Source organism: Apibacter muscae, from assembly GCF_007845595.1.
In the GTDB taxonomy this organism is placed as follows: domain Bacteria; phylum Bacteroidota; class Bacteroidia; order Flavobacteriales; family Weeksellaceae; genus Apibacter; species Apibacter muscae.
In genome coordinates, this window is the sequence record NZ_SELI01000015.1 from 293,778 (window position 1) to 319,255 (window position 25,478).

Sequence of the window (25,478 nt, forward strand, 5' to 3'; positions counted from 1 at the left end):
AGTTTTTTAGATAATTAAATCCAGTCGTACCCTTTTTCTTCTAATTCTAACGCTAACTCTTTGGTCCCTGATTTTACTATTTTACCATCCATTAATACATGCACAAAATCAGGAATAATATAATCTAATAATCTTTGGTAGTGAGTAATTACTAACACAGCATTATCTTTACTTTTTAATTTATTAACCCCGTTAGATACTATTCTTAAAGCATCAATATCTAACCCAGAATCTGTTTCGTCTAAGATGGCTAACTTAGGTTCTAACATTGCCATTTGGAAAATCTCATTTCTTTTTTTTTCTCCTCCAGAAAAACCTTCGTTTAAAGATCGTGAAAGAAAATCTTTTTTTATTTCTAGTAATTCGGATTTTTCTTTTACTTTATCTAAAAATTCTCTAGCAGAAATATCTTCTAAACCCTTAGCTTTTCTATTTGCATTAATTGAAGCTTTTAAAAAATTTGATACACTTACACCTGGAATTTCAACCGGATATTGAAAGGACATAAATATTCCATCGTTTGCTCTTTCTTCTGGAGCTAAATCTAATAATTCTTTACCTTCAAAAAGAATAGATCCACCAGTTACTTCATAATCTTCTCTTCCAGTAATAACATTAGATAGAGTACTTTTCCCACCTCCATTAGGTCCCATAATCGCATGCACTTCTCCAGCTTTTATTTCTAGGTTAATACCTTTCAATATTTCTTTTCCTTCAATTCCTGCGTGTAAATTTTTTATTGATAACATTCTATGTAATATTTCTTTAATTTTATTCTTTTTACAAAGATAAGATCTTTAAGCAAGCTAAAAATAATCCTCCATAGATTTTATTTATTTTTAAATCAGATACCATTAATCAGTTTCAGGAATGTAAATAATTTCTCCATTTTCTAATTCGTAGGCAATTCCAATGTTTCATAGAGATAAGTTATCCAATTTTATATTTATACAATCTGCTTATTAAATTATTTTAACAGTACATTAATGTACTGCTAAAATAATATCTATATATAAAAGCTCTGAATATTATTTAGATTAATTATAAATAACATTATATTTGTAAAAATTATTTATGTTATATGAGAAGTAAAACTTTACTTACACTGTTTTTATCCATGCTTTTTTTCACTTTTTATTATTCTCAAATAACAGATAGTTTATATATAGACTCTACTAATATGGAAACAGTTGTGGTTACTGGACAGTATTCTCAACAATCTATAGATAAATCTATTTATCAGGTGGAGGTAATTTCTCAAGAAGAAATAAAAAATAGAGCAGCAAATACAATTGCCGATATTTTAAACTATCATTTAAATTTTTCAACTTCTTCTAATTCTAAAACCGGAGATTCTGAAGCAACGCTTTTTGGACTGGACAATCAATATTTTAAAGTTCTTGTTGATAATATACCTTTGGTTAGTGATCATGGTATGGGGGGAAGTGTTGATTTAACTAAGATTAATTTGGATAATGTGGAACGTATAGAGATTGTAAAAGGAAGTATGGGGGTAGACTATGGTTCTAATTCTTTTACCGGAGTAATCAATATTATAACTAAGAAAAAGGTACTCTCCGATTGGAAAATTTCCGGATATGTACAGGAAGAATCGGTTGGCACTGAATATAATTTAAAAAATAAAGGACGACATATACAAGCCATAGATTTAGCTCATAATATTTCTGATCATTGGATGTTTTCAATGAATATGTATAGAAATGACTTTAAAGGCTATTTTGGTGATATGAAGGGGAAAAAATATTATGAAAATGATAATAAAAGAGGGTATGAATGGTTGCCAAAAGACCAATGGAATACGAGTGCTTTGATTAATTATAAATCCAATAACTTTAGTGCTTTTTACAAATTGGAATATTTAAATGAGCTAATTAATTATTATAGCCCTACTACGAGATATGCTCCTCTTCAAGAAAATGGATTATATACTTATTCCGCTACAGAGAAAGATTATAAAACCACTCGATTCATCAATCATCTATTTGTAAATGCACGAATATTTAATCAAATAAATTTTAAAGGAGATTTATCTTACCAAAAGCAGAACAGGGAATCTAGAGATTATATTTACAATATCGGTAATAGAGAAATATTTGGAAAAAAAGAGAATTATCAAAGTTATTCAAAAACTAAGGCTTGGTATACCCGAGGTACTTTTAATGATTTTATCACTAATTCAATCTTTAATTTTCAGATAGGCTATGAATTTAATATTATGGAAGGTTACCGTGCAGCAACTTCTACTTCCGTTCAGAGTATAAATATTTCAGGCTATAATGAGGATGTAAAAAAGCATTTAAATAACTATGATGCATTTACCTCCGGAGAACTTAAAGTTAGTCAGAATCTATCTTTACGCGGTGGCTTTCGGGCTAGTTTTAATACAAAATTTGAAAATTTATACTCTTATTCTTTTCTTGCAAAATATAATTTATCAAAAAATTCTACCATCCGTGGAGAAATTGCTACCAGTAGCAGAACTCCTAATTTTGATGAATTGTATACTTATTATGTAAATACCAATCATAACATACAAGGAAATCCCAATCTAACACCTGAAAAAGGATATTCCACGGCTATCTATTGGGACACAAAAATTAATACAAATTCTGGTCTTAGAGCTAAATTTGAGGTGAGTTCTATGTATCTACATCTAAACGATAAAATAGCACTAGCAACCGTTAGTTCCTTACCTCTTGAATATAAATATATGAACATTGATAAATACCAGAGCTGGGGAATTCAATCAGGAAATAATCTGAGATATGAGAATTTTGATTTTCATTTAGGTTTATCTCTATTCGGAGTCTATCAAAAAATGGATAACAACATTAATGGTACTATAATATCTACTCCTGATAATAAGTATCTATATACTTTTCAGTTAAACTCTAATATTAGTTATAGCATAAAAAAGTGGGACACTACTCTATCTTTATATTATAAATATACAGGACAACAATCTCAATATTTTTTAGATGCTAACACTAATTCATATTATTTAGGAAAACAAGAGGATTATCATTTATTAGATGCATCCGTTCGAAAATATATTTTGAAAAGAAATGTAGAACTAACGGTTGGTGCACGAAACCTTTTTAATGTAAAAACAATTAATACCAATAGTATCAACTCTAATGCTTCCAATGCTCATGGGAATAGCAATATTTCTTCCATAAATCTATTCTATGGAAGATCCTATTTTGTAAAACTAGGATTCAATTTAAATCTATAATATTATTATTATGAAAAATATTTTTCTATTATATATTACTTTCTTTATACTCATTGGCTGTAACGAGAACAATTCACCCATAGACATCCCTCAACCTACCGGAGCTATACTAGATCCTTGGGTTGGAGGCACTACAGAACCTAATCAGGTATGGATAGATTTAGATCTGCAAAAAATGACTGTTACTCCAAGAATTGCCTGGGATTTTGGTTTTTACAGTGGGAAGGAATTCCGTGTCATTCTTAATACCTCTATATCAATGGCAGCAGGCAAATTGGAGACGACCGATATTAATGCAGTGACAGAAGCTGATGTAGCTTCCATGAAACCATTGGTTGCCGTTGCCACTTTTCAACCAAATAACATACAATATGTGGATGATGTAAAAGGTAATTATCTTGAACGTACGGCTATAGATGAAATAAGTGCCAATGACAAGGATAATAAGGTATATTTAATAAATATGGGGAACTATATGTATACAGGGAATAGCACGGATTTAAAAATTTCAGGAGATTCCAGGGGCTGGAAAAAAATACGTATACTAAGAAATGGTACTAACGGTTATCGAATACAATATGCCAATATTTCTGATACAACCTTTAAGGAATATATTGTAAATAAAGATACTGCATATAATTTCAATTTTTTAAGTCTGGACAGTGGACCTGTTTCTATACAACCCACTAAAAATAATTGGGATTTATGTTTTACTGTTTTTGTAAATGAAATTAAAGGTAGTGGTACTTACATATATTCAGATTTTATAATAACAAATACCATGGATCATGTAGGTGCTTATCAAGTTTTAACATCAGAAATAAACTATGAAGCCTTTACCAAAGTAAACGTAGATCCATCTAAATTTATCTACGATGACCAACGAGTGATCGGAGCCAATTGGAGGAACACATTTGGAGGAGCTAAAACCTATACCGATCGGTTCTATATTCTTAAAGATCATTTAGGAACCTTATATAAAATACGATTCTTAAAACTTACGAATAGTGAAAATTTAAGAGGTTATCCTCAATTTGAATATGATGTTTTAAATTAGTTGTTCGTAATTCTCTCTTAACACCAAAGAGATTCTTTTATAAAGAATCTCTTTGGTGTTTTTTTCTCCAATGCTATCAATGGAAATGAAATATTCTATATCTTGATCAAATGATTGGGCTTTAACTACACGGGTATTGGTCCATAGATCATGAAATCCACCAACTTCTCTAAAAAAAGAGAAAGGTTCAAAAGGTATAATTCTTATTAAACTTCTTGCAAGATATTGTCTTTTTGTTGGTACCCCTCCATGCAAAGTAATCACTTTTTTTCGGGTAATAAATTTACCTAAACTTCTTCCTTTAAATAGTACCTCTAAAAGAAACATATATAATACATAATAAAAACCAATTACGATTTCATTATTATAGAATATGGAATTCATATACATTTCATCTTTAATGAAAATTAAAACTCCAATAAAAATATATAATAATTGAAAAATAAAATTATCAATTAAATAATTCGCAAATCTTAAATCTATAGGAGCCTTATTCTTTTTTATAATTTCAAATTTATCCATAAAAGTTTTAAGAATTATTTACCCAAATCGTCAATAGATGTCTGATCGTAGAATTCTCTATCGAAATTTTTCGCTTTAACTACTCGGGTTTTAGACCATCGATCGTGCCATCCAATTTCTCCAAAAAAAGATAAAGTATCAAAAGGAACGATTCGTATTAAATTCCTCTTTAAAGAAGTTATTATACTTGGTTTTTCTCCTTCCTCTGTAACTACCCTAGTTCCAGTTATTAATTTCCCAATGGTTTTACCTTTCAGTAAACTTTCTAACAAAAAGAAATAAATGACAAATAAAACCATTGCAAATAATCTATCAATTAAAGGATTAGAACCTAATAAGTAAATCCAACCCCTTGCATTTAAAATTGGTGATAGAATACCTGTAGAAAATATCAAGATATAGAATACAATAATATCAATGGCATAACTTAGAAACCTAAGAGTTCTAGGTGCTAGATGATTAGCAACTATTTGTTGATTTTTCATAGAATGTTATTATTAGTTTTTACAAAAATAAAAAAACTGCTAAGAAATCTTAGCAGTTTTAAATATTTAATTGTTTATTTTTTATTACATCATTCCTGGCATTCCTCCTCCCATTGGTGGCATTCCTGCAGGTTCATCTTTTTTTATGTCTGTAATTACGCATTCTGTAGTTAACAACATACCAGCCACAGAAGCTGCATTTTCTAAAGCAACACGGGTTACTTTTGTAGGATCAATAATTCCAGCACTTAACATGTTTTCATATTGTTCCGTTTTAGCATTGTAACCAAAATCATCTTTTCCTTCTTTTACTTTGTTCACAACCACAGAACCTTCCCCTCCAGCATTTGCAACAATCTGACGAAGTGGTTCTTCAATAGCACGAGTAACTATTTTAATACCGGTTTCTTCATCTTGATTAATACCTTTAACTTTAGAAGCTCCATCAATAGCTCTGACCAAAGCTACACCTCCTCCTGAAACAATACCTTCTTCTACAGCTGCACGAGTTGCATGTAAGGCATCATCCACACGGTCTTTTTTCTCTTTCATTTCTACTTCAGAAGCAGCACCTACATAAAGTACAGCTACACCACCAGCTAATTTAGCTAATCTTTCTTGTAATTTTTCTTTGTCATAGTCAGAAGTTGTATTTTCAATCTGAGCTTTAATTTGTTGAACTCTTAATTTAATGTTCTCTTCGCTTCCTGCACCATTCACAATGGTAGTATTGTCTTTATCAATAGTAACTTTCTCAGCAGTACCTAACATTTCAACCGTTGCTCCTTCTAAAGTTAAACCAGCTTCTTCAGAAATTACAGTACCTCCGGTTAAAATTGCTATATCTTCTAACATTGCTTTTCTTCTATCTCCAAATCCCGGAGCTTTTACTGCAGCAATTTTTAAAGAACCACGTAATTTATTTACTACTAAGGTAGCTAAAGCTTCGCCATCTACTTCCTCAGAAATAATTAATAAAGATTTACCTTGCTGTGCAACTGGCTCCAATACAGGTAACAAATCCTTCATGCTAGAGATTTTTTTATCACATAGTAATATGTAAGGATTTTCTAAATCTGTAATCATTTTTTCAGTATTCGTAACGAAGTAAGGAGATTGGTATCCTCTATCAAATTGCATACCTTCCACAACATCTACATAAGTATCTGTTCCTTTAGCTTCCTCTACGGTAATAACTCCTTCTTTACCCACTTTGCCAAAAGCTTCAGCTATCAATGAACCGATAGTTTCATCGTTGTTAGCAGAAATAGATGCTACTTGTTTAATTTTTTCAGAATCTGAACCTACAACCTGAGATTGTTTTTTTAACTCTTCAACTACTGCATCAACAGCTTTATCAATACCTCTCTTTAAATCCATAGGATTAGCTCCAGCAGCCACATTTTTTAATCCTTCTCTTACAATTGCTTGCGCAAGAACAGTAGCTGTTGTGGTACCGTCTCCTGCAATGTCATTGGTTTTAGAAGCTACTTCTTTCACCATTTGAGCTCCTAAATTTTCAACAGGATCTTCTAATTCAACTTCTTTTGCTACAGTAACCCCATCTTTAGTTACATGCGGTGCACCAAAAGATTTTTGAATAACTACATTTCTACCTTTTGGACCTAAAGTTACTTTAACAGCATTAGCCAATGCATCTACTCCTTTTTTAAGAGCATCTCTTGATTCTAAATTAAATTTTATATCTTTTGCCATGATTTTTCTTTTTTAAATTACTTTTAAATATTTACTTGATTGGATTAATTAAATAATTGCTAAAATATCAGACTCTCTCATAATTAGATAATCCTTCCCTTCTAATTTTAATTCAGTACCAGAGTACTTTCCATATAACACCTTATCTCCTACTTTAACCGTTAAAGGTTCATCTTTTTTACCTGCACCAGCGGCAACCACTATTCCCTCTTGTGGCTTCTCTTTAGCACTGTCTGGAATAATAATCCCTGATGCTGTTTTTGTTTCTGCAACTGCAGGCTCAATAACTACACGATCCGCTAATGGTTTAATTGATAATTGTGACATATTCTTTAATTTTTTTAATATTTATTTTTGTTACTATTTTATTTCACCCTTATGGGCGATGTACCTTATAGCTTTCTAAAAATATGCCAATAAATAATTTATGTCAAAATATACCTGTTTCTGACAATCCGTCACTCTCATAATCTATTTATGTATAAAGCAATAAAACTTTATCTATTATAAATAGATAAATCTTATTAAATATTTATAATTATAATATGCTAATTTTGCAACTTCAATATGAAAAGAGACCAGGAAAAGTTCATACAATCAAAAGGAGCGATTACACGTTTATTGAAACTAGGCAGAAAGCATACCTTATGGTTTTATTCCACCATATTAACCGCTTTGTTTCTTGCATTTATTTCTTCGTATCGACCAGTACTCATTAGCAAAGCTATAGATATAGATATATTACAAGATAAAAATTTCTCTGGACTTTACCTTTCATTGCTTTATATATTTATGTTGTTAGTTTTAGAAGTAAGCCTTCAATTTTTATTGTCTTACATCTCAAGCTTTTTAGCACAAAATGTAATATATAATTTAAGAATAAAGCTTTATAAAAAATTAATTTACTTTAAAACAGCTTTCTTCGATCAAACTCCTTTGGGGGCATTAGTGACTCGTGTAATCTCTGATATTGAAACCATTTCAACCATTTACACGGACGGGATCCTAATGGTTTTAGGAGATATTCTACGGATTGTCTTTGTTATTATTATGATGTACAGTATTAATTGGAAATTAGCAACAGTTGCGTTATTCATTTTTCCGATTATGATATTGATTACAAGAATATTCCAAAAAGCGATTAAGAAAGCTTTCTCACAAGAACGTACCCAAACATCAATTCAGAATAGCTTTTTACAAGAACGCCTCTCAGGAATGATGATAGTTCAGGTCTTCAATCAGAGAAGTAAAGAGTACAAGAATTTCTTTAAAATCAATCAAGAATTAGAAAAAGCATATTTAAAAACAGTATTTTATTTTTCACTTTTTTTTCCTGTTGTAGATATTATCACTGGGATTGCTATAGGAGTGATGATCTGGTTTTCAGGACATGAAGCCTTGTCTCAGCAAGGGATTTCTCCAGGAATAGTCATTGCTTTTACCACTTCTTATATCAATATGCTTGTTCGTCCTATGAGACAAATTGCGGACCGATTCAATTCTATACAAAGAGGAATTGTAGGTGCTGAAAGAGTATTTACCATATTAGATTCCAAGGAAGAAATGCCTAATACTGGAACTACAAAGAAAGATCACCTTCAAGGGAGTATTGTTTTTGATCGAGTAAACTTTTCATATACTGAAGATCAACCTATTTTAAAAAATTTATCTTTTAGTGTTCAACCCGGAGAAAAAATAGCTATTGTTGGAGCTACCGGAGCAGGTAAATCTACAATTATAAATTTGTTAAGTCGATTCTATGATATTTCAAGCGGACATATATATATTGACGGTATAAACCTACAAGACTATGAACTAAATAATCTTCGTTCACATATTGCGGTTGTACTACAAGATGTATTCCTTTTTAACCAAACAATATTCCAAAATATAACCTTAGGAAATCCAAAAATTACGTATGAGCAGATACGTGAAGCCGCAAAAAAAATACAAATTGATGATTTTATTATGAGTCTGCCTAACAGCTATTTCTATGAAGTAAGCGAGAGAGGTTCTTCCATTTCACAAGGTCAAAGACAATTGATTTCATTTCTTCGGGCTTATGTATACAACCCTTCTATACTTGTATTGGATGAAGCAACCTCTTCTATAGATTCTAAATCCGAGGAGTTGATACAAGTAGCTACTGAACAGATCACTCAAAATAGAACTTCAATTATTATTGCACATCGTTTGAGCACGATCCATAACGCTGATAAAATTTTAGTTTTAGACCATGGACAAATCAAAGAAATAGGCTCCCATAATGAACTAATGGATAAAGATGGACATTATAGAAAACTTTATGAAGCTCAGTTTTCTAAAAAGTAATGTTTAAATGTTATTTGAAGTAAGAACTTACCGTTTTCTGTACCATTACTCAATAAAGCCAATAAAACAATGTACAAAGTTATTTCACTTTTTCCTAATAATAAGTATAGGTTTCAAAAAATTTTTAAGCATTAGAAACACTCATAAAAAATTAAGAAGTATAAATTTTCTTGTATTATTTAAAATTTTAGAACCCTACATTAACCTATCCTACACATGTATTATACACAAGAATTTCTTAGTAACATTTAATTTTTTCTTAGAAATTATAATAGTAAGTTTTACTAGGTATTATAACAATAAAAATTTAAACTTATCGCTATCAACAATTCTATTGATATCCTTAAAATTTATATAATTATTTTCTTACCCCCCCTAAAAATCTAGGGGACTACCGATTATTTTATATATATTTTTTATATTTGTCTATACAAATACACTGAAATGTCAAAATTAAGATTTTACGCACTAAAAAAACTCCCTTATTTACAACCTAGACGTATTGAAATCCCTAAAAAGCTTTCTGAATTGTATTGTGAACATGTTTTCTCCGAATCTACAATGAGAGAATATTTAACTAAAGAAGCATATCAAAGCATTTCTGATGCGATGAAATATGGGAAAAAAATTACCCGAGAAATTGCCGATCAAGTAGCTGTCGCTATGAAGGATTGGGCTATGTCTAAGGGTGCTACACATTATACACATTGGTTTCAACCGTTAACGGGAGAAACCGCTGAAAAACACGATTCATTTTTTAGCCCTATTGGAGAGGGTAGAGCCATAGAACGTTTTAGTGGTTCTTTGTTGATCCAACAAGAACCAGACGCGTCAAGTTTCCCTAATGGTGGAATTAGAAATACTTTTGAAGCTAGAGGATATACCGCTTGGGATCCTACCTCACCTGCTTTTGTTATAGATACAACTTTGTGTATTCCTTCCGTCTTTGTTTCGTACACAGGCGAAACACTGGATTATAAAACCCCTTTATTAAGAGCTTTACAAGCCGTTGATGAAGCAGCAACAGCCGTTTGCCAATCTTATTTTGATAAAAATGTAACCAAAGTTTCTTCTACTCTGGGTTGGGAGCAAGAATATTTTTTAGTAGATTCTTCTTTGTATCAAACACGTCCAGACTTGGTGCTTACCGGTAGAACTCTCTTGGGACATGCCCCTGCCAAAGGACAGCAACTAGAGGATCATTATTTTGGATCTATTCCTACCCGAGTTCGTAATTTTATGAAAGAATTGGAAATAGACTGTATAAAATTAGGCATACCAACCACGACTCGACACAACGAGGTGGCTCCTAATCAGTTTGAATTGGCTCCTTTGTTTGAAGAAGCTAACCTAGCCGTAGATCATAATTCATTGCTTATGGATGTGATGAAAAAAGTAAGCAGAAGACACGGTTTAAATATTTTATTCCATGAAAAACCTTTTGAAGGGGTGAACGGTAGCGGGAAACATAACAACTGGTCACTGTCTACAGACACTGGAGAAAATTTGCTAAGTCCGGGTAAAAATCCGAAGAAAAATTTACAATTCCTTACTTTCTTTATCAATACCATTAAAGCGGTACATGATTATGCAGACTTACTAAGAACTTCCATTGCTACAGCTGGAAACGATCACCGCTTGGGAGCCAACGAAGCTCCACCTGCCATTATCTCAATTTTTATTGGTAGCCAATTAACTGCCGTATTGGACGAATTGGAGAAGGTAACACAAGGAAAATTATCTCCAGATGAAAAAACCGATTTAAAGTTAAACATTGTTGGAAAAATCCCAGAACTATTACTGGACAATACAGATAGAAACAGAACTTCCCCTTTTGCCTTTACAGGAAATAAATTCGAATTCCGCGCTGTAGGTTCCCAAGCCAATTGCGGGGAACCTATGACCGTTTTAAACACCATTATGGCTTACCAGCTTATAAAGTTTAAAAAAGAAGTGGATGCCTTGGTTGGAAAAGGGTTAAAAAAAGATGAAGCAATCTTCAATATTTTAAGAGATTATATTAAAGCTTCCCGTAACATTTTATTTGAAGGAGATGGATATAGCGACGATTGGGTAAAAGAAGCGGAAAAAAGAGGGTTAAAAAATAAAAAGACCACGCCCGAGGCTTTAAAGTTAGAACTTGAAAAAAATTTAATGGAACCTTTTGAAGCTCTTGGCGTTTTAAGTTCTAAAGAAATTGAGGCACGAAATGACATCAAATTAGAAAAATATTCTAAAATGATTTCTATTGAAGCTAAAGTATTAGGGGATATTGCTAGAAACCATGTGGTCCCTGTGGCTGTTGATTACCAGTCTAAATTAATTGAAAACGCCAAAGGAATTAAGGAGATCTTTGGAGAAAATGAGATGAAGAATATGTGCTCGGAACAACTGAATTTAATCAAAGAAATATCTTTGCATATTACTGAAATTAAAAGTCATGTAGATCAACTTTTCACAGAAAGAGACAAAGCCATTGAAATTGAAAACCCACAGAAACAAGCCGAAGCTTTCTGCAACCGAGTGAAACCTATTTTTTCTGTAATTCGGGAACATTCCGATGCTTTAGAAATGCTAATTGATAATGAAATGTGGCCTTTGACTAAGTATAGAGAGTTATTATTTACTATACGATAAACAACCGTGGGGTTTGCTTATCTACCTAACTACTGAAAAAACCCGAAAATTTTCGGGTTTTTTTTATATTCTAAAACCTTGTAAATCGATTGCTAGGTTAGCTCGCTCAATATCGTTCATATAACCTCAAATTCTGTTTTTCCTTTAGGTATGTAGAAAGCAATATCTAAAACCAAGTCCTCTTGAGTTTCTTTATTTTCCAGCCTAAGTGCGGAAAGCCCATCTAAATTTTTTAAACATACTCTTTTTCCATAGGCTGAATATTCAACAAAAGAATCTTTTGATAAAGGAACGGGCTCAAACCCGGAGGAAAAATCATTGAAAAGCTTTGACATTCTTTCTTTCTTTTTTTCTTCATTCAAATACATAACCGTGGCTGTATTTTCTTCCTTTTTCCTATATAGTTCTTCAATTTCAGAATATTGTTTCTCTGCTATTCTATTTAAAATTTTTTGATATTCTTGTAGTAGTTTTTCTTTCAGGTTAAAGTTAACGTCTTTTAGGTTTATTCCATTTTGCCAAGCGTCTATTTTATAGGGAACTTCTGCTTGAAATAAACTGGAAACCTGAGTGAAAGGAATTGCTTTTTGTGCCGGTGGAGTTCTTTGTTCTTCGAATTGTTCTACAAAAACAAAGTCTCCGGAACTCAAATCAAATACTGTTACTTTATATTTAGCATATGCCTTTTCATGCAATTCGGTTTTTCATTGCAGAGGAAATACTTTAACTTCTACCGTACATTCTCCACTTTCTAAAATACCCTGATTTATAGGTATATCTATAGAGGTTTGTCCTTCTACATTAAAAGAAAAGATTTCGACATCATTTACACGGATTTGAAAAAAGCATTGAAACGCGCTAAAATCAAGCATATAATATAATTTTTTCATCTTATTTGTTTTTTATCTTTTTCATTTTTTCTCTTTCTTAGAATAAGCATATTAAAGCTCTCTAGAATAGTAATTTCAAAATTTCATATAGAATAAGTAAAATCTACTAGATAAAAAGGTTGCAATATATTATTCCTTTTTTATTTTAAATATTTACCTAATAAGATATCTCTGTCTCCCACATGGTAGCCTAAGATAATCCTATCTTTTATTGCTTTTTTACTTATGATAACTAAATTATTACTTACAAATTGAGCAACAGGCATTAAGGTTAATTGATAAATTATCCCATCTTTTACCCAAATAAAATATTGCGGATAATAAACAATATCGCTTGCCCAATCTGATTTTCCTTGTTTTACATACTGAGGTATATTTTTTTCTAATAAATTCCAACCTTCTTCTGAAATAGCAGTTGTAGTATTTTCAATAATTTCTGTAGGGTTACCTAATTTTTCTAATAGATATGTTAATAGCTTAAATGTTTCTTCATGTTGTATATTTACACCCATATATACTACTCTATTATCATAAACTGATATTGATACCCCTAAGATTGGATCAATTAATAATTTTTCATAATTAATATTTTTAGCTGCATTATCATCTCCTATATAACTATAGTTTATCACTCTTTCCCCATTATCTTCTAACTTTAAAGAGATACTATCTTTTATATGATTTATTTTCCAATGTCCTTTTTGTTCTTCTTTTTCAAAAAAATTAAATGTTTCTAAAGAATATCTATCAGCAGATTTATTAAAATCTATTGTAGCTAAATCTAAATTTTGACCTTTGCAACTTATCATTAAACTAATTAGAATCAAATAAATAATTATTCTTCCCATAACTTATTTTTTTATTATATATATAATTCTTCAAATGGTATTTGATCTAGTTCTACAAATATTGCTTCTTCTTCATAAGTGTATGGTATGTCTTTTTAAAAATTCTAAATTTCAAACCTTACAATCAATCTGGGACTGGCAGGAAACCATCAGGAAAATGCAAAACAGAAAGCTGAGTAGTTTTTTCATTCGTTCTCTTTTTAATTGGGAAATCTGCTTTTTAGTACTTCAATCATTTCAAATCCTTTAGGATTTTCTTCTAAGTATTTTTTTATTGTTTCAGGATTAGTACCTTTATTAGGCACAAAAATTAAACCTCTCTCTACTATTAGAAATATTGTCCCTACAAATCTGATTTCTTCTTCTGTATTACCTCTTTTATCTCTGGTATGATGTCGGTAAATGTATACTAGTCTATTCTTCTTAAGATCATCCCATAAATATTTGGCATCTAAGTAACCTTTTTCTTTTTTTTCATTTATATATTTTTTTATAGGTTCTCCCATTTGGGACAGAAAATAATCGGTAAGCTCCTGTTCTTTTTCAGGATCTTGGATCAAAGCGGAGAAACCTACTTATTGATTATTCTTATAGCTATCCACTGCCAAATAAAGTTCATTATCCCGGGTATTATAATAATTATCAAAAGAATAAGTATTCAAGGCTATGTTACCTATCGTAAAGTGGTCTAACTGTTTAGTGGAATAGCCATAGCGAGGAATATTATAATTGGAATCTTTATGTTGATCTTCCAGTTTATTCAATAGTGTGCTTATATCTGTTCCAAATTTTAAAGCTTCCAAATCAGTTTGGGATTGGCAGGAAACCATTAGTAAACAACTTAATAGTAGGGTACATAACTTTTTTATTTATTTATTTATTTTTAATTAATGGTATGTTCGCATCTATATTCAATAATGTTTCTAATTCTTCTATAACATCAAATTTAGGAATAACATCATCATAATTTCCCCGGGCAATTTCCCATTGATTACCTTTGCGTTCGGTTTCTACCTTGTTTTTGTCCTTGGCTATTTTCATGGCTAAGCCTACACTTACATAAATAATGTATTTGGCATTTAATCCATCAAACCCCAACTGAGGGCGATAGTACAGACCTTTGTCATCGTAATTGATGGTATGCCCAAAGGTAATGGAGGCTTCCCCACTGCCAGAGGCTTCAAAATAGGCATCGGCTTTTACAGTAACCACCGCAAATTCTCCTTTTATTTTTACCCCTACCTTAAACTCTACTTTTAGGGTATTGGTGGCTTCTATTTTGGTAAGAGCATCTTCTCGTTTTCCGGCGGTATTAAATTGAAAGCCAATGCCGGTTTTGATGGTATTGGTAATTATTAAATCCATATAAATATCAACATTGGCAGCAAACTTAACCTCGTCATTTCCAAAATCAACCCCTTTTTTTAACAAACCTTGAATTTGTTTATATAACTCTAAAACACCTGGTCCTACTCCTCCAATAGATCCTATTCCAAAGGCTATAGTACCCAATAGGTCAATGGTTATTTCCAGCCCTAATAGAGGGTCGGCATTAAAATTTATATCTACACTGGTGCCCAGCACAGTATTTCCGGCTTTGTTTCGTACTCTTTCCAGATACCAGCTACCGCTCAGTTTTACATTGGGGGGGGGTACTGCAAAACTAACCGGTATGCCTTTGGGGGAAATGGAACGAACCGAGCCTTTGGTTTTAGAAGTAATACCTTCTGCCATGGAGCCAAGGGAAGAAAAAAGATCGTATAATTTTTTAAACTTGGTTTCGTAGCTATAGGTTAGATCTTGGTTTTGGTTAAAAATTTTACCTTTTTTATCCCATTCGGATTTTAAAGAAAAACCAAAGGAAACTTCTTTTTGTTTCCAGCGTTTTTCTGCTCCTATTTTTCCTGCTTTTTTCTGATATTCTTTGTGCTGTACTTTATTAAAATTCTGCTATTTTACACTTAAATCATTGGTTAAATTTAAAAAGAATTCTAATGTCCATTTAATATCCGGGTATACATGGAGAGCTAAGGTAGGTTGGGAGGTATCCGAATAAAAGGCACAGGAATGTATATGTACTTCGGTATATTTATAGCAATGGGTGCTTCCGGGCCAAATATACTGAAATAAGGGTGCTACATTGTAAGTACTTAACTTGGAGGTAAGCGGTAGAACAATGCTATCTCCTTCCGCTGATTTTTCCAAATTGTATTTGGTCCAAATTTTTCGGCTATGCGGAGTTTGTACATTATTTTTTTCTATAAAACAGGTAAGGGTATTAAAGTCATTTACCTTTATAGTAAGATTATTAGGCGTAGTAGAAAGGGCAACCGTTGCATAGGTAAGGGTTGTATTAGAAAAATTAAAGAGTTTAAAAGTAATTTCTGCTTTGCGTGCTTGTTCCTTCCATTCGGTTTTTTCTATTTTATAAAAGAGGGTTAATTGGTTTTAATTGATTCCATCTCTCCTTAATTTGGGAAAGATTTTTTACTTTGTAAAAACATCCTTGAGCATCTAAGTAAAATTCCATGGGATATAATACAGAAGAGATTTGAGTCGCTAATTCATCTACTAAAAAATTAGGTTCTTTTCCATCTATAAACAATTCTTCTCTATGTATTTTTATTGTGTTTTTTTCCAACCATAGAATTTTAATTATATAGGAAAGGCTATTTTCTTTTCCTTCCTCAAAAAATTTTATTTTTACTTGATAGATTTGTTCTGCGGTTGGATGTCTAAGTCTTAATTGGTAAAATGATTGATTGGTAATTTTATGCTGGGCTTGTTCTTCAATTTCCTGAAGGGGTAGATACAAGATTTCTTTTACGGAAGAAGGTATTTTCCCCGAACCTAAGAGATATGGCAACTCACAATGCCGATTATGAAACTCTCGGAGTTGAGCTACGGAAAGGTTCAATTCTTTAGCAATGCTTTCTAAGGTATCTCCTCGAGAAACTTTGTATTTTTCATATTCCATAGTAGATATAGCATCATAATCAATTGAATAAAAGAATTACTTTTTATTTTATCTACAAAATTACTAATTGTTTTCTATATGGAATAAAAAATTAAACCAAATTTTTATTATCAATTAAAAAAGGGCTATAATAATAGCCCTTTTTTATTTATTAATATTTTATAATTGTTTTTACGCTTTATGATTATGAAAAATAGTTCTTAGTTGTCTAACAATAAAAACTACCAGAATACCAATCACTGCAACTAAACCGGAGTAAAAAAATTGATCATTGGGATCTGAAGTAAGTGAAACGCTGTAATTAATTTTAGAAGCGTTGAAGATAATTACTGCAATAAACAGTACAAACATAATGTTCAAAAAATACTTCATTTTAAGATGATTTTAATTTCTACAAAGATACAAAAAGCTTTTTGAAATAACTAACTCGTTAAAAACTAGGTCATTTTTTGGATTAATTCTTCTACTCTATCATAAATTTCTAACAAGGAATCTTGATCCGTGAGATTTGAATATCTTTCAATTTGACTTTTCAATAATAGTTCTTTCCATTCGTCAGCCAATTCTTCTCCGTAAATCTGAGTTACTTTTTCTTCTAAATCTAAAGGGGAAGGATGTTGGCCAACTTGGTCTATATTAGCATTAACCACTTCCAGCAATATTTCCTCCATCCTTGTATAAAAGGAATTTTTATCTTCCCCGCGGGTGGCTATTTTTTTTAGTTTAAACAATGCCGGTTCCTGATTCTTTTTTCCTTTCGTTTTTTCAACTGTCTTAGGGTTTTTATCTTCTTTATCTATAGGATCCTCATTAAAAACATTTTTCTTAGAATTCTTCTTCTTTATTAAGATAAAAAATAGGAATAACCCCAAAAGGACAACCGCTAAAAGAGCTCCATAAAGAATATAGGATTTATTTACCACTACAGAATTCCCCTCTGGCTTGGCTTGAGTATTTTGGGAGTAATCTAAAAATTCCATTTTTTTCTCTGGCTTATCTTCTACTACCAAAGAGTCTTTATTTTTTTTATTTACTCTTTTACTTTCAGAACTTATTTTAAGTTCTATAGGATCGGGAGTTATTGTCTTATATCTTCTTTCAACCGGATCGAAGTAACTGAAAGGCTCTACCTTTAATTGATAGTTCCCTCCTTCTTGAGGTACGAGTACATAAGAAGCTTCCAAAGTTCCTTTTAATCCTTGAAGGGTAGGTGTAAATTGTTGTTTAATTACAGGTTTATATTCTTCTATGGCTTCGGGTACGCCAACCGAAGGAATTTTTACTAACGATAAATTTCCGGTTCCGGCAACACTTACTTTTAAGTTCGCTACTTGGTGCGTATTTAGTTTTACTTTGTCGGTAGTGGCTTTCATCGTAAATTGACCTACCAATCCATAGAAATTCTTGGGAGCCCCTGTAGGTAGGCTTTTAACGAATAAATGAACAGGATTAGATTTTATATTTATTTCATACTCCTCAAAAAAATTATTAGAGAGTGCTAAGGTTAGTGTAAATGGTTCTAAGGCTAAATTTCCTGATTGTGATGGAAAAACTACATACGAGGCTACTACTCGGGAGAAGTATGCTTCTCCATTGATGGTTTCTTGTTGATAGCTGTTATTTTTTTCTTTTATGGGTTGAACAAACCATCCTTTAAAATTTGGTGGAGTAAGATGGGTTAAACTATTTAATAATTCAAATTGTTTAGTATAAAATTTTAGTTGAACAACCGTTCCTTCATTTACATAAGGAGAAAGGTTAGAAACTTTTAGAATGAGTAAATGGTTCTCCTGTTCTTTATGATCATCGGCTTGATCTTCCGTTTGTTCTTTAACCTTTATATGAAAAGATTTAGTTTTGTATTTTTTTCCTGCTACGGAAACTGTAGCAGATTCTATATTTAGTTTTCCTACTTTAATGGGGAGTAAGGTTATTTCTTCTACATATTCCATGGTGGAATTCCCATTTTCTATAAAAATATTGGAACTGGCTTTTCTTTCTATAATTTGCGCATTGGTGTACGCGGGTATATCCATTCTCCCTACTTCTTTGTTGCTGGGAGTTATGGAAAGCCTATATTGTATTTTAACAGGCTCCTGATAAGTGACTACCGTTTTTTGTGGAATCGCTTCAAAGGTTATCTGCGCTTGAGTACCTACTATACTTAACCATAGTATAGAGAAGAATAATATGAATTTTTTTGTTACCAATCTTTCTCTTTTTTACTTGTGGGTTGAGATACTCTTTTATTGATAATTTTTTGCTGTGCTCTTTTTTCCTGCTCTTGCATAGCGCCTAATATACCGTTGTAAAATTCTTGATTTTGCGCTGTTTCTAAAATTTCTTCTTTTTCGGGGGATGCATAGTTATCTCTTTCTTTCTCTCCTTGGTCTTGCTTTCCATTTCCCTGACCTTTCTGATCATTCTGAAATCCTCCCGATTGCCCTTTTTGGTTTGGCTTATCTGCCGTTGGGGATTGAGAAGGATTTTGTGTTTGATTCTCTTGTTGGTTGGGAGAACTTTGAGTATCTTTTTGATTTTGGTTGTTCTGACCTTCTCCAGTGTTCTTTTCCTCTTGCTTTTCTTTCTCTTTCTTTAGTTTTTGTTTCGCTAAAGCATAGTTGTACCTAGCACGCTCATCCATGGAGTTTAATTTTAATGCCTGCTTAAAACTATCTGCCGCCTTCTGATATTGTTTTTTTTGGTAATAGGCATCTCCAATATTAAAATATGCTCTTGATTTTTCTATTTTATTCTCGGTAAATTTAATTGATTTTTCGTATTGCTGTATCGCATCTTGATATTTTTGTAATTTAAAAAGAGCATTGCCTAAATTAAAATTGGACTTGTAAGAATTATCGCCCTCTTGAATGGCTCGCAAATAATTAGCGGCTGCTTCGTCATAAAATTTTTTTTCATAGGCTTGGTTACCCTCCAGCCTATATTTCCTTGATTTATTTTGAGAAAACAAACTAAAAGACGAAGAAAAAATAATAATTAAAACTAATATTAATTTTATTTTTGAAAACATTAAAACAAATGTACTTTATTATATGTTAAAATCATTTTTATAATTTGTTAAAGAAACAATAATTAATAAAATTAGTGCAATACTAATAAATATTTGAAAATATTGTTTATGATCATAGGTATAACTTGACGATTGCTCTTTTTTCTTTAACGAGTCAATGGACTTTAGAACTTCTTTTGAAATTTCACTGGAGGAATAGTCCCCATGAAAGTATGCTCCACCCGTTTCAGAGGCTAATTTTTTCAAAGAATTATCGTCTAATTTCGTTAGTACTATTTCTCCGTTTCTATCTTTTTTAAAATCCAAATCGTTACCTGTAGTATGCATAGGGATAGGCGCTCCTTGGGTAGTACCTATTCCTATTGAAAAAATGGTAATTTTTTCTTTCTTTGCTGACTGTATAGATAAACTCAATTCTCCTTCATGAATTTCTCCGTCGGATACCAGCACAATGGCTTTGGAAGTATTAGAAACATCTGATAACATTTTAGAGGTTTCTAAAATCGCATCTGCAATGTTAGTCCCTTGTTGGGTGATGAGTCCAGTATCTACACTGTTTAAATACAGTTCAGCAGCTGCATAATCGTTGGACAATGGCATGACTGAATAAGAATGTCCGGCAAAAATGACAATGCCTACCCTTCCACCGTCCAAACCGGTTAAAATATCATCTAATATTTTTTTTGCTTTTTCAATTCTTGAAGGAATGATATCTTGGGCATCCATGGATTTAGAGACATCAATCACAAATACTACATCTATGCCTTCCCTTTTTATTTCTTTTTTTTCTATCCCTCCTATTACATTAACTAATCCTACCATAAGCAAAAGCATTACAAAAGTGATAAGTATATTATCTATGATAAATTTTTTTAGATTTAGTTTTCCTAAGATTCGTTGCCTTAGTTTAGGCTCTACCCATCTATTGATAGATTTAGTTTTCCATTGGTATAAATAAAGTATTCTACCTATTAAAACAGGGATTATCAATAATAAATAAAAATATGATGTTTTCTCAAATTCCCAGCCCATCTTAATCTATTTTAAGCAATTGATTTAAAAACAAACCCTCTTAATAATAACTCGATTAATAAAATTATAAATGCGGGTATTAAAAATAATCTATATTTTTCAGTGTAGTTATAATGTTTCTTATTGTTAATCTCTGATTTTTCCAATCGATTGATCTGATCGTAAATGTCTTGAAGACTTTGTGCATCTGTAGCTCTAAAATATTCTCCTCCTGTTTTTTGGGCTATTTCTTTTAATAAATCTTCGTCTATTTCTACTTTTTGTTGTTCAAAAAATATTTCACCGGAATAAGGATTCATACTAGTTGGATATAAAGCTAATCCATTCGACCCTACTCCAATGGTATAAACTTTAATCCCGTATTTTTTTGCTATGTCTGCAGCCATTAAAGGCTTTATAAATCCATCATTATCAACTCCATCCGTCATTAATATAACAACTTTAGATTTTGTTTTACTTTCTTTTAAGTGACTGACCGCTGTTGCTAAACCTACCCCAATAGCAGTATCTCCTTCTAAAGTTTGTGTTTGTAATGCTTCCATCTGCTCAATTAAAATATTTCTATCAATGGTTAATGGAACCAAGGTTAATGCTTCCCCAGCATAAGCTATTAAACCTATTCTATCCACCGGTCGGTTTTTTACAAAATTTATGGCTACTCTTTTTAATGCAGTTAGACGATCCGGATCTAAATCTTTGGCCAGCATGCTTATAGATACATCCACCGTTAACATTATATCAATCCCTTTATTCTTATTTAAAGCTTCAGATACATGAACTTTTCTGGGTCTTGCCAATGCGACTATTAATAAAAAGATCGTACATAATCTTAACCAAAAGCATACAGGTCTTAATTTTTCAATGGAAGTCTTTTCCCTAGAAAATTTTGATAAATTAGGAATAAAAATAGTATTTTGCTTTTTCCTCTTCCTATACTTAAGAAAAGTAAATAAAGGAACTATTAACAATAAAATTAAAACCCAGGAATTGGCAAATTCCATATTAGTAAGCATAATCATCTTTGTCCTTTAAAAATTCCATATTAGTCTCACTTATAAAATTTTTAGCCATCTGGGTATGCTGTATAGTCTCTTCTATTGTAGGTTTTGATTTGGCAAACTTTGCTAAATCTGCCGCTTGAAAAATATTTTTTAAATCATTTTTCTGTTCCTCTTTAATTCTAAAATTCTTTTCTAAATAAAGAATCAAATCTTCCGAAAATAATTGTGTTGCTCCAATCCCCGATCTTTGCTCTAAATATTCTTTTAATATCAATACCATTTCGGAATAATATTTTTTACTTAAACCTTTACTTAAGTAGTCTGATTTTTCAAGCTTATTTAATTTATTTAACGCAAGTTTATATGGATGTAAAATTTTATCTCCACTTATTTTTTTCTTCTTGTTTTCAATAAAATAGAGAACCATAACTATTAAGATTACAACAATCATAATGAAAGCCATGAGTATATAAACCCAATATTGTTTTACATAATCTTGGAATATTTTAGGTTCTTGAACAATAGGGTAAATATCATACAAAGGTTGCTTCGTTGAATCCACCACCATAGAATCAATAATAAGTTTATATTCAGGGGAAAAATATTCTTTAGAATTGATTTGAACTTTCTGAGAGGGGACAGTAAAAATTCCTGGTTCGTATGCTGAGAATTTAATGCTATCTATGTAAGTATAAATTCCTTCTTTGAATAAGGTATCCCTTTTATTTTCAAGTATTTCTAAATGATAGCTAAGTGTATCTTTAATTTCAGGAAATACTATAGCCTCGTTTTTACTTGCTTTAACTTCTAATTTTAAAACCACTTCCTCCCCGTACTTAATTTTCTTCGAGGATATTGAAGATGTTAGCGGATTTTGAGAATTCGCAAATATTGAAAAAAGGAAAAAACAGAATATGACTACGATTAACCTCATAGTTTAATGACGTTCTTTAAAATGGTTAAATAATTCTTTTATATAATCTTGATCCGTAGCTATATTTATAAAACCAGATCCACATTTAGTAAATACATTTTTCGTTTGTAATAATAATTTTTTATATTCCTTTGAATATTGTTCTCGTACACTTTTGTTAGACGTATTTACCCATTTTAAATCTCCTATTTCCAAGTCTTTTAGATGAGCCCAACCAATATCTGGAAAATTTAGTTCAACTCTATCGTAAATTCTAATTCCTGTTACTTGATGTTTTTTAGATAAAATACAAAGTTTTTTTTCATAATCGCCTATATCAAAATCAGATATTAAAAATATAGAAGCCTTTCTTTTTATAGTTTTTAATAAGAAATCTATACACAAGTTTAGATTTGCTGATTTATTAATTGATTTTATATCAAGTATTGTCTTAATTATATGAATAACTTGAGCATTCCCTTTTTTGGGGGGTATAAAAGCTTCAATTTTATCAGAAAATAAAATTAATCCTACTTTATCATTGTTTTTAATTGCAGAAAAAGCAAGTATTGCACTTATTTCAGCAGCAGTTTCATTTTTGAATTGTTTACGAGTACCAAAATTCATGGAGCCACTAACATCTATTAATAAAATCGATGTCATTTCTCTTTCTTCTTCAAAAATTTTAACTAGAGGTTCATGAAAATGCGCAGTTTTATTCCAATCAATTTTTCTTACATCATCACCAAATTGATAGGGTCTCAGTTCAGAGAATGTCATTCCTACTCCTTTAAATGAACTATTGTATTCTCCTAGAAAGGAGGAATTCAACCTTCGTTTGGATTTGAGTTCAATTAACTTAATTTTTTTTAAAACCTCTTCAGCCGTCACTTTTATAGTATTTATTTACCACAATACATTTGAATAAAGCTTTAAGGCGCTACTATTGCAGCTAATATCTCATCAATTAAATCTTCTGAAGTTATATTTTCAGCTTCAGCCTCATAACTGACTCCCACTCTATGTCTTAGGACATCCTTAGCAACAGCTTTAACATCCTCTGGGATTACAAACCCTCTTTGATTTAAAAATGCATGTGCTTTAGCCGCCATAGCCATACTTATACTTCCTCTGGGAGAAGCACCATACATGATATAGGGAGAAAGATTTTCTAATTCATATTTTTTAGGATAACGTGTAGCAAATGTTAGGTCTAAAATATAACTTTCAATTTTCTCATCCATATAAATGCTTTTCACCAATTCTCGTGCTTCAAAAATTTTTTCAACATTTAATATCTCTCTCACCTGATATTTATCTTTGCTCATGTTTTGTCTAAGAATCGTTCTTTCTTCTTCAAATTCAGGATAATTAATTACACATTTTAACATAAATCTATCGACTTGAGCTTCAGGCAAAACATATGTTCCTTCTTGATCTATAGGATTTTGAGTAGCTAAAACTAAAAATGGATCTTGCAATTGGAACGTTTCATCACCAATAGTCACCTGCTTCTCCTGCATAGCCTCTAGCAATGCTGATTGAACTTTAGCTGGTGCTCTATTAATTTCATCAGCCAATATAAAATTGGCAAATATTGGTCCTTTTTTAACCTTAAAATCGTTGTCTTTTATATTATAAATTAAAGTCCCTATCACATCCGCAGGAAGTAAATCGGGAGTAAATTGAATTCTAGAGAATTCTCCGTCTAAAGCCTCCGATAACGTTTTTATAGCCAAAGTTTTTGCTAAGCCCGGTACTCCCTCTAACAATATATGCCCATTAGCTAAAAGCCCTATTAATAAGCGAGTAATCATATATTTCTGCCCTACAATTACCTGATTCACTTCTTTAATTAAGTAAGAGAAATCCTTACTTTTTTCTTGAACTTTTTCAATCAAAATTTTTATATCCTCAGAAGCTGTTGAATAATTCATATTATATAATTAAAACAAGCAAATGTCCAGATTTTTATTGAATTTTACTACTAATGAATCGTTAATTTATTTATCTTAAATTAATGATCAACCGCATTTTAATGGCAAGATATTTGCAGAACCCTTAACACACTAAACGTCTTTATTAAAAAATGAAAAATACTTTACTCTTATACTTTTTTTCAATTCCATTATTATTAATTTCTCAAGTGGGAATTGAAACTGATAAACCTGAAGCTACCTTAGATATTAATGGAGACCTTATCATAAGAAAAGCAGAATATGCTATTGATTATGATGATAAAGGATTTTACAATATTGTGACTGATAGTACAGGAAAAATATATAAAGATGACTTTATACCAAGTAGTTATTCCTATTATTTAGGATTTGATCCTATGGCAAGTAATCACACTGAGGAACTCCCAACTCCTTTAGTGCCTGGATATATTACAACTATTTATGGTGTATCCGTAGGGGCTTGCCATGGAAATGTTGTTAAGTTTGCCTTAACCTATAAAGGTATTGATCTTTTATCAGCTAATATACATAGATTTTCAGCTAAAAATAAAAACGGAGAAATTACTGTCAATGGAGCATCCGTAGTCATTGAGGGAATTAATGAAAGTACCTTATATTCAAACTCTTTAGAAAATTTACCTACTCCACCATCAGGATGTGGAGATGATTATGGACATAAATTATCTGCAACTATTGTAGATGGAGTAAAAAAATTATCTGTTACTTATTTAGATTTACCTACCTATTATCCAGATGCCGGTACTTTTACTATAACCAATGTATCTAGAATTAAATACATACCAACAAATTTAAAAAAATAGTTA

At 31.3% G+C, this 25,478-nt stretch carries 26 protein-coding genes; 5 read left to right on the forward strand and 21 right to left on the reverse strand.

What is annotated here, in order from left to right; genetic code table 11:
- Positions 1-14: 14 nt before the first annotated feature.
- Entirely contained in the window at positions 15-749 is a 735-nt protein-coding gene (sufC, locus tag ETU10_RS02385) for a Fe-S cluster assembly ATPase SufC (protein WP_146261574.1), read from the reverse strand.
- Positions 750-1,081: 332 nt separating this feature from the next.
- Here sufC and ETU10_RS02390 point away from each other — a divergent pair, with 332 nt between their 5' ends.
- Together ETU10_RS02390 and ETU10_RS02395 are read left to right on the forward strand one after the other, a co-directional pair.
- Positions 1,082-3,256 (forward strand): TonB-dependent receptor plug domain-containing protein, encoded by a 2,175-nt coding sequence (locus ETU10_RS02390; protein ID WP_146309597.1) that lies wholly within the window; start codon positions 1,082-1,084, stop codon positions 3,254-3,256.
- Between the two features lie 10 nt (positions 3,257-3,266).
- A complete protein-coding gene (locus tag ETU10_RS02395; RefSeq protein ID WP_146309599.1) occupies positions 3,267-4,313 on the forward strand; it encodes an HmuY family protein in 1,047 nt (348 codons plus the stop codon).
- On the opposite strand, the gene ETU10_RS02400 is transcribed toward ETU10_RS02395, so the two are convergent.
- The 4 genes from ETU10_RS02400 to ETU10_RS02415 all read right to left on the reverse strand — a co-directional run bounded on the left by ETU10_RS02400 (position 4,305) and on the right by ETU10_RS02415 (position 7,363).
- Positions 4,305-4,835, reverse strand: coding sequence for an RDD family protein (locus ETU10_RS02400; protein ID WP_146309602.1), 531 nt, complete (start codon positions 4,833-4,835; stop codon positions 4,305-4,307). The genes ETU10_RS02395 and ETU10_RS02400 overlap by 9 nt on opposite strands.
- 14 nt (positions 4,836-4,849) lie before the next feature.
- Positions 4,850-5,320 (reverse strand): RDD family protein, encoded by a 471-nt coding sequence (locus tag ETU10_RS02405; protein WP_146261578.1) that lies wholly within the window; start codon positions 5,318-5,320, stop codon positions 4,850-4,852.
- Positions 5,321-5,404: 84 nt separating this feature from the next.
- Positions 5,405-7,036 carry a chaperonin GroEL gene (gene groL / locus ETU10_RS02410; protein WP_146261579.1) on the reverse strand — a complete coding sequence of 544 codons (1,632 nt, stop codon included), beginning with the start codon at positions 7,034-7,036 and terminating at the stop codon, positions 5,405-5,407.
- Positions 7,037-7,084: 48 nt separating this feature from the next.
- Positions 7,085-7,363: a co-chaperone GroES gene (locus ETU10_RS02415; RefSeq protein ID WP_146261580.1), complete on the reverse strand. Its 279-nt coding sequence runs from the start codon at positions 7,361-7,363 to the stop codon at positions 7,085-7,087.
- Positions 7,364-7,603: 240 nt separating this feature from the next.
- Between ETU10_RS02415 and ETU10_RS02420 the strand changes: the two genes are divergently transcribed.
- Together ETU10_RS02420 and ETU10_RS02425 are read left to right on the forward strand one after the other, a co-directional pair.
- Entirely contained in the window at positions 7,604-9,367 is a 1,764-nt protein-coding gene (locus ETU10_RS02420; RefSeq protein WP_146309604.1) for an ABC transporter ATP-binding protein, read from the forward strand.
- Positions 9,368-9,811: 444 nt separating this feature from the next.
- Positions 9,812-12,004, forward strand: coding sequence for a glutamine synthetase III family protein (locus tag ETU10_RS02425; RefSeq protein WP_146309606.1), 2,193 nt, complete (start codon positions 9,812-9,814; stop codon positions 12,002-12,004).
- A gap of 116 nt (positions 12,005-12,120) precedes the next feature.
- Here ETU10_RS02425 and ETU10_RS02430 read toward each other — a convergent pair whose 3' ends face one another.
- From ETU10_RS02430 to ETU10_RS02500, 16 genes are all read right to left on the reverse strand, one after another.
- Positions 12,121-12,699, reverse strand: a complete 579-nt coding sequence (locus ETU10_RS02430) for a hypothetical protein (protein ID WP_146309608.1) — start codon at positions 12,697-12,699, stop codon at positions 12,121-12,123.
- A 9-nt stretch (positions 12,700-12,708) separates the two neighbouring features.
- Positions 12,709-12,876 (reverse strand): hypothetical protein, encoded by a 168-nt coding sequence (locus ETU10_RS11125; protein ID WP_185145040.1) that lies wholly within the window; start codon positions 12,874-12,876, stop codon positions 12,709-12,711.
- 158 nt (positions 12,877-13,034) lie between these two features.
- The gene (locus tag ETU10_RS02435) at positions 13,035-13,742 is read right to left on the reverse strand and encodes a hypothetical protein (protein ID WP_146309610.1); all 708 of its coding nucleotides are present in this window, start codon (positions 13,740-13,742) and stop codon (positions 13,035-13,037) included.
- 200 nt (positions 13,743-13,942) lie between these two features.
- Positions 13,943-14,302: a hypothetical protein gene (locus ETU10_RS02440; RefSeq protein WP_146309611.1), complete on the reverse strand. Its 360-nt coding sequence runs from the start codon at positions 14,300-14,302 to the stop codon at positions 13,943-13,945.
- Positions 14,303-14,317: 15 nt separating this feature from the next.
- Positions 14,318-14,572 (reverse strand): hypothetical protein, encoded by a 255-nt coding sequence (locus tag ETU10_RS02445; protein ID WP_146309613.1) that lies wholly within the window; start codon positions 14,570-14,572, stop codon positions 14,318-14,320.
- Between the two features lie 43 nt (positions 14,573-14,615).
- Entirely contained in the window at positions 14,616-15,476 is an 861-nt protein-coding gene (locus tag ETU10_RS02450; protein WP_146309615.1) for a hypothetical protein, read from the reverse strand.
- Positions 15,477-15,692: 216 nt separating this feature from the next.
- Positions 15,693-15,947, reverse strand: a complete 255-nt coding sequence (locus ETU10_RS02455) for a hypothetical protein (RefSeq protein WP_146309617.1) — start codon at positions 15,945-15,947, stop codon at positions 15,693-15,695.
- A gap of 220 nt (positions 15,948-16,167) precedes the next feature.
- Positions 16,168-16,719 (reverse strand): LysM peptidoglycan-binding domain-containing protein, encoded by a 552-nt coding sequence (locus tag ETU10_RS02460; protein WP_146309619.1) that lies wholly within the window; start codon positions 16,717-16,719, stop codon positions 16,168-16,170.
- A gap of 171 nt (positions 16,720-16,890) precedes the next feature.
- On the reverse strand, positions 16,891-17,070 hold the full coding sequence (locus tag ETU10_RS02465) for a hypothetical protein (RefSeq protein ID WP_146309621.1): 180 nt from the start codon (positions 17,068-17,070) through the stop codon (positions 16,891-16,893).
- Between the two features lie 86 nt (positions 17,071-17,156).
- Positions 17,157-18,929, reverse strand: coding sequence for a BatD family protein (locus tag ETU10_RS02470; protein ID WP_146309623.1), 1,773 nt, complete (start codon positions 18,927-18,929; stop codon positions 17,157-17,159).
- Positions 18,923-19,750 (reverse strand): tetratricopeptide repeat protein, encoded by an 828-nt coding sequence (locus ETU10_RS02475; protein ID WP_146309626.1) that lies wholly within the window; start codon positions 19,748-19,750, stop codon positions 18,923-18,925. The genes ETU10_RS02470 and ETU10_RS02475 overlap by 7 nt, the downstream gene beginning before the upstream one ends.
- Before the next feature lie 18 nt (positions 19,751-19,768).
- Positions 19,769-20,782, reverse strand: coding sequence for a VWA domain-containing protein (locus tag ETU10_RS02480; protein ID WP_146309628.1), 1,014 nt, complete (start codon positions 20,780-20,782; stop codon positions 19,769-19,771).
- 11 nt (positions 20,783-20,793) lie between these two features.
- Positions 20,794-21,801 carry a vWA domain-containing protein gene (locus tag ETU10_RS02485; protein ID WP_317129693.1) on the reverse strand — a complete coding sequence of 336 codons (1,008 nt, stop codon included), beginning with the start codon at positions 21,799-21,801 and terminating at the stop codon, positions 20,794-20,796.
- Positions 21,785-22,717: a protein BatD gene (locus tag ETU10_RS02490; RefSeq protein WP_146309630.1), complete on the reverse strand. Its 933-nt coding sequence runs from the start codon at positions 22,715-22,717 to the stop codon at positions 21,785-21,787. Before ETU10_RS02490 ends, ETU10_RS02485 begins: the two co-directional genes overlap by 17 nt.
- A gap of 3 nt (positions 22,718-22,720) precedes the next feature.
- Complete coding sequence (locus ETU10_RS02495; protein ID WP_146309632.1) at positions 22,721-23,587, reverse strand: DUF58 domain-containing protein; 867 nt, start codon at positions 23,585-23,587, stop codon at positions 22,721-22,723.
- 41 nt (positions 23,588-23,628) lie between these two features.
- Complete coding sequence (locus ETU10_RS02500; protein ID WP_146309635.1) at positions 23,629-24,633, reverse strand: AAA family ATPase; 1,005 nt, start codon at positions 24,631-24,633, stop codon at positions 23,629-23,631.
- 152 nt (positions 24,634-24,785) lie between these two features.
- On the opposite strand from ETU10_RS02500, the gene ETU10_RS02505 reads away from it, so the two are divergent.
- Complete coding sequence (locus ETU10_RS02505; protein WP_146309637.1) at positions 24,786-25,475, forward strand: hypothetical protein; 690 nt, start codon at positions 24,786-24,788, stop codon at positions 25,473-25,475.
- Positions 25,476-25,478: the final 3 nt, after the last annotated feature.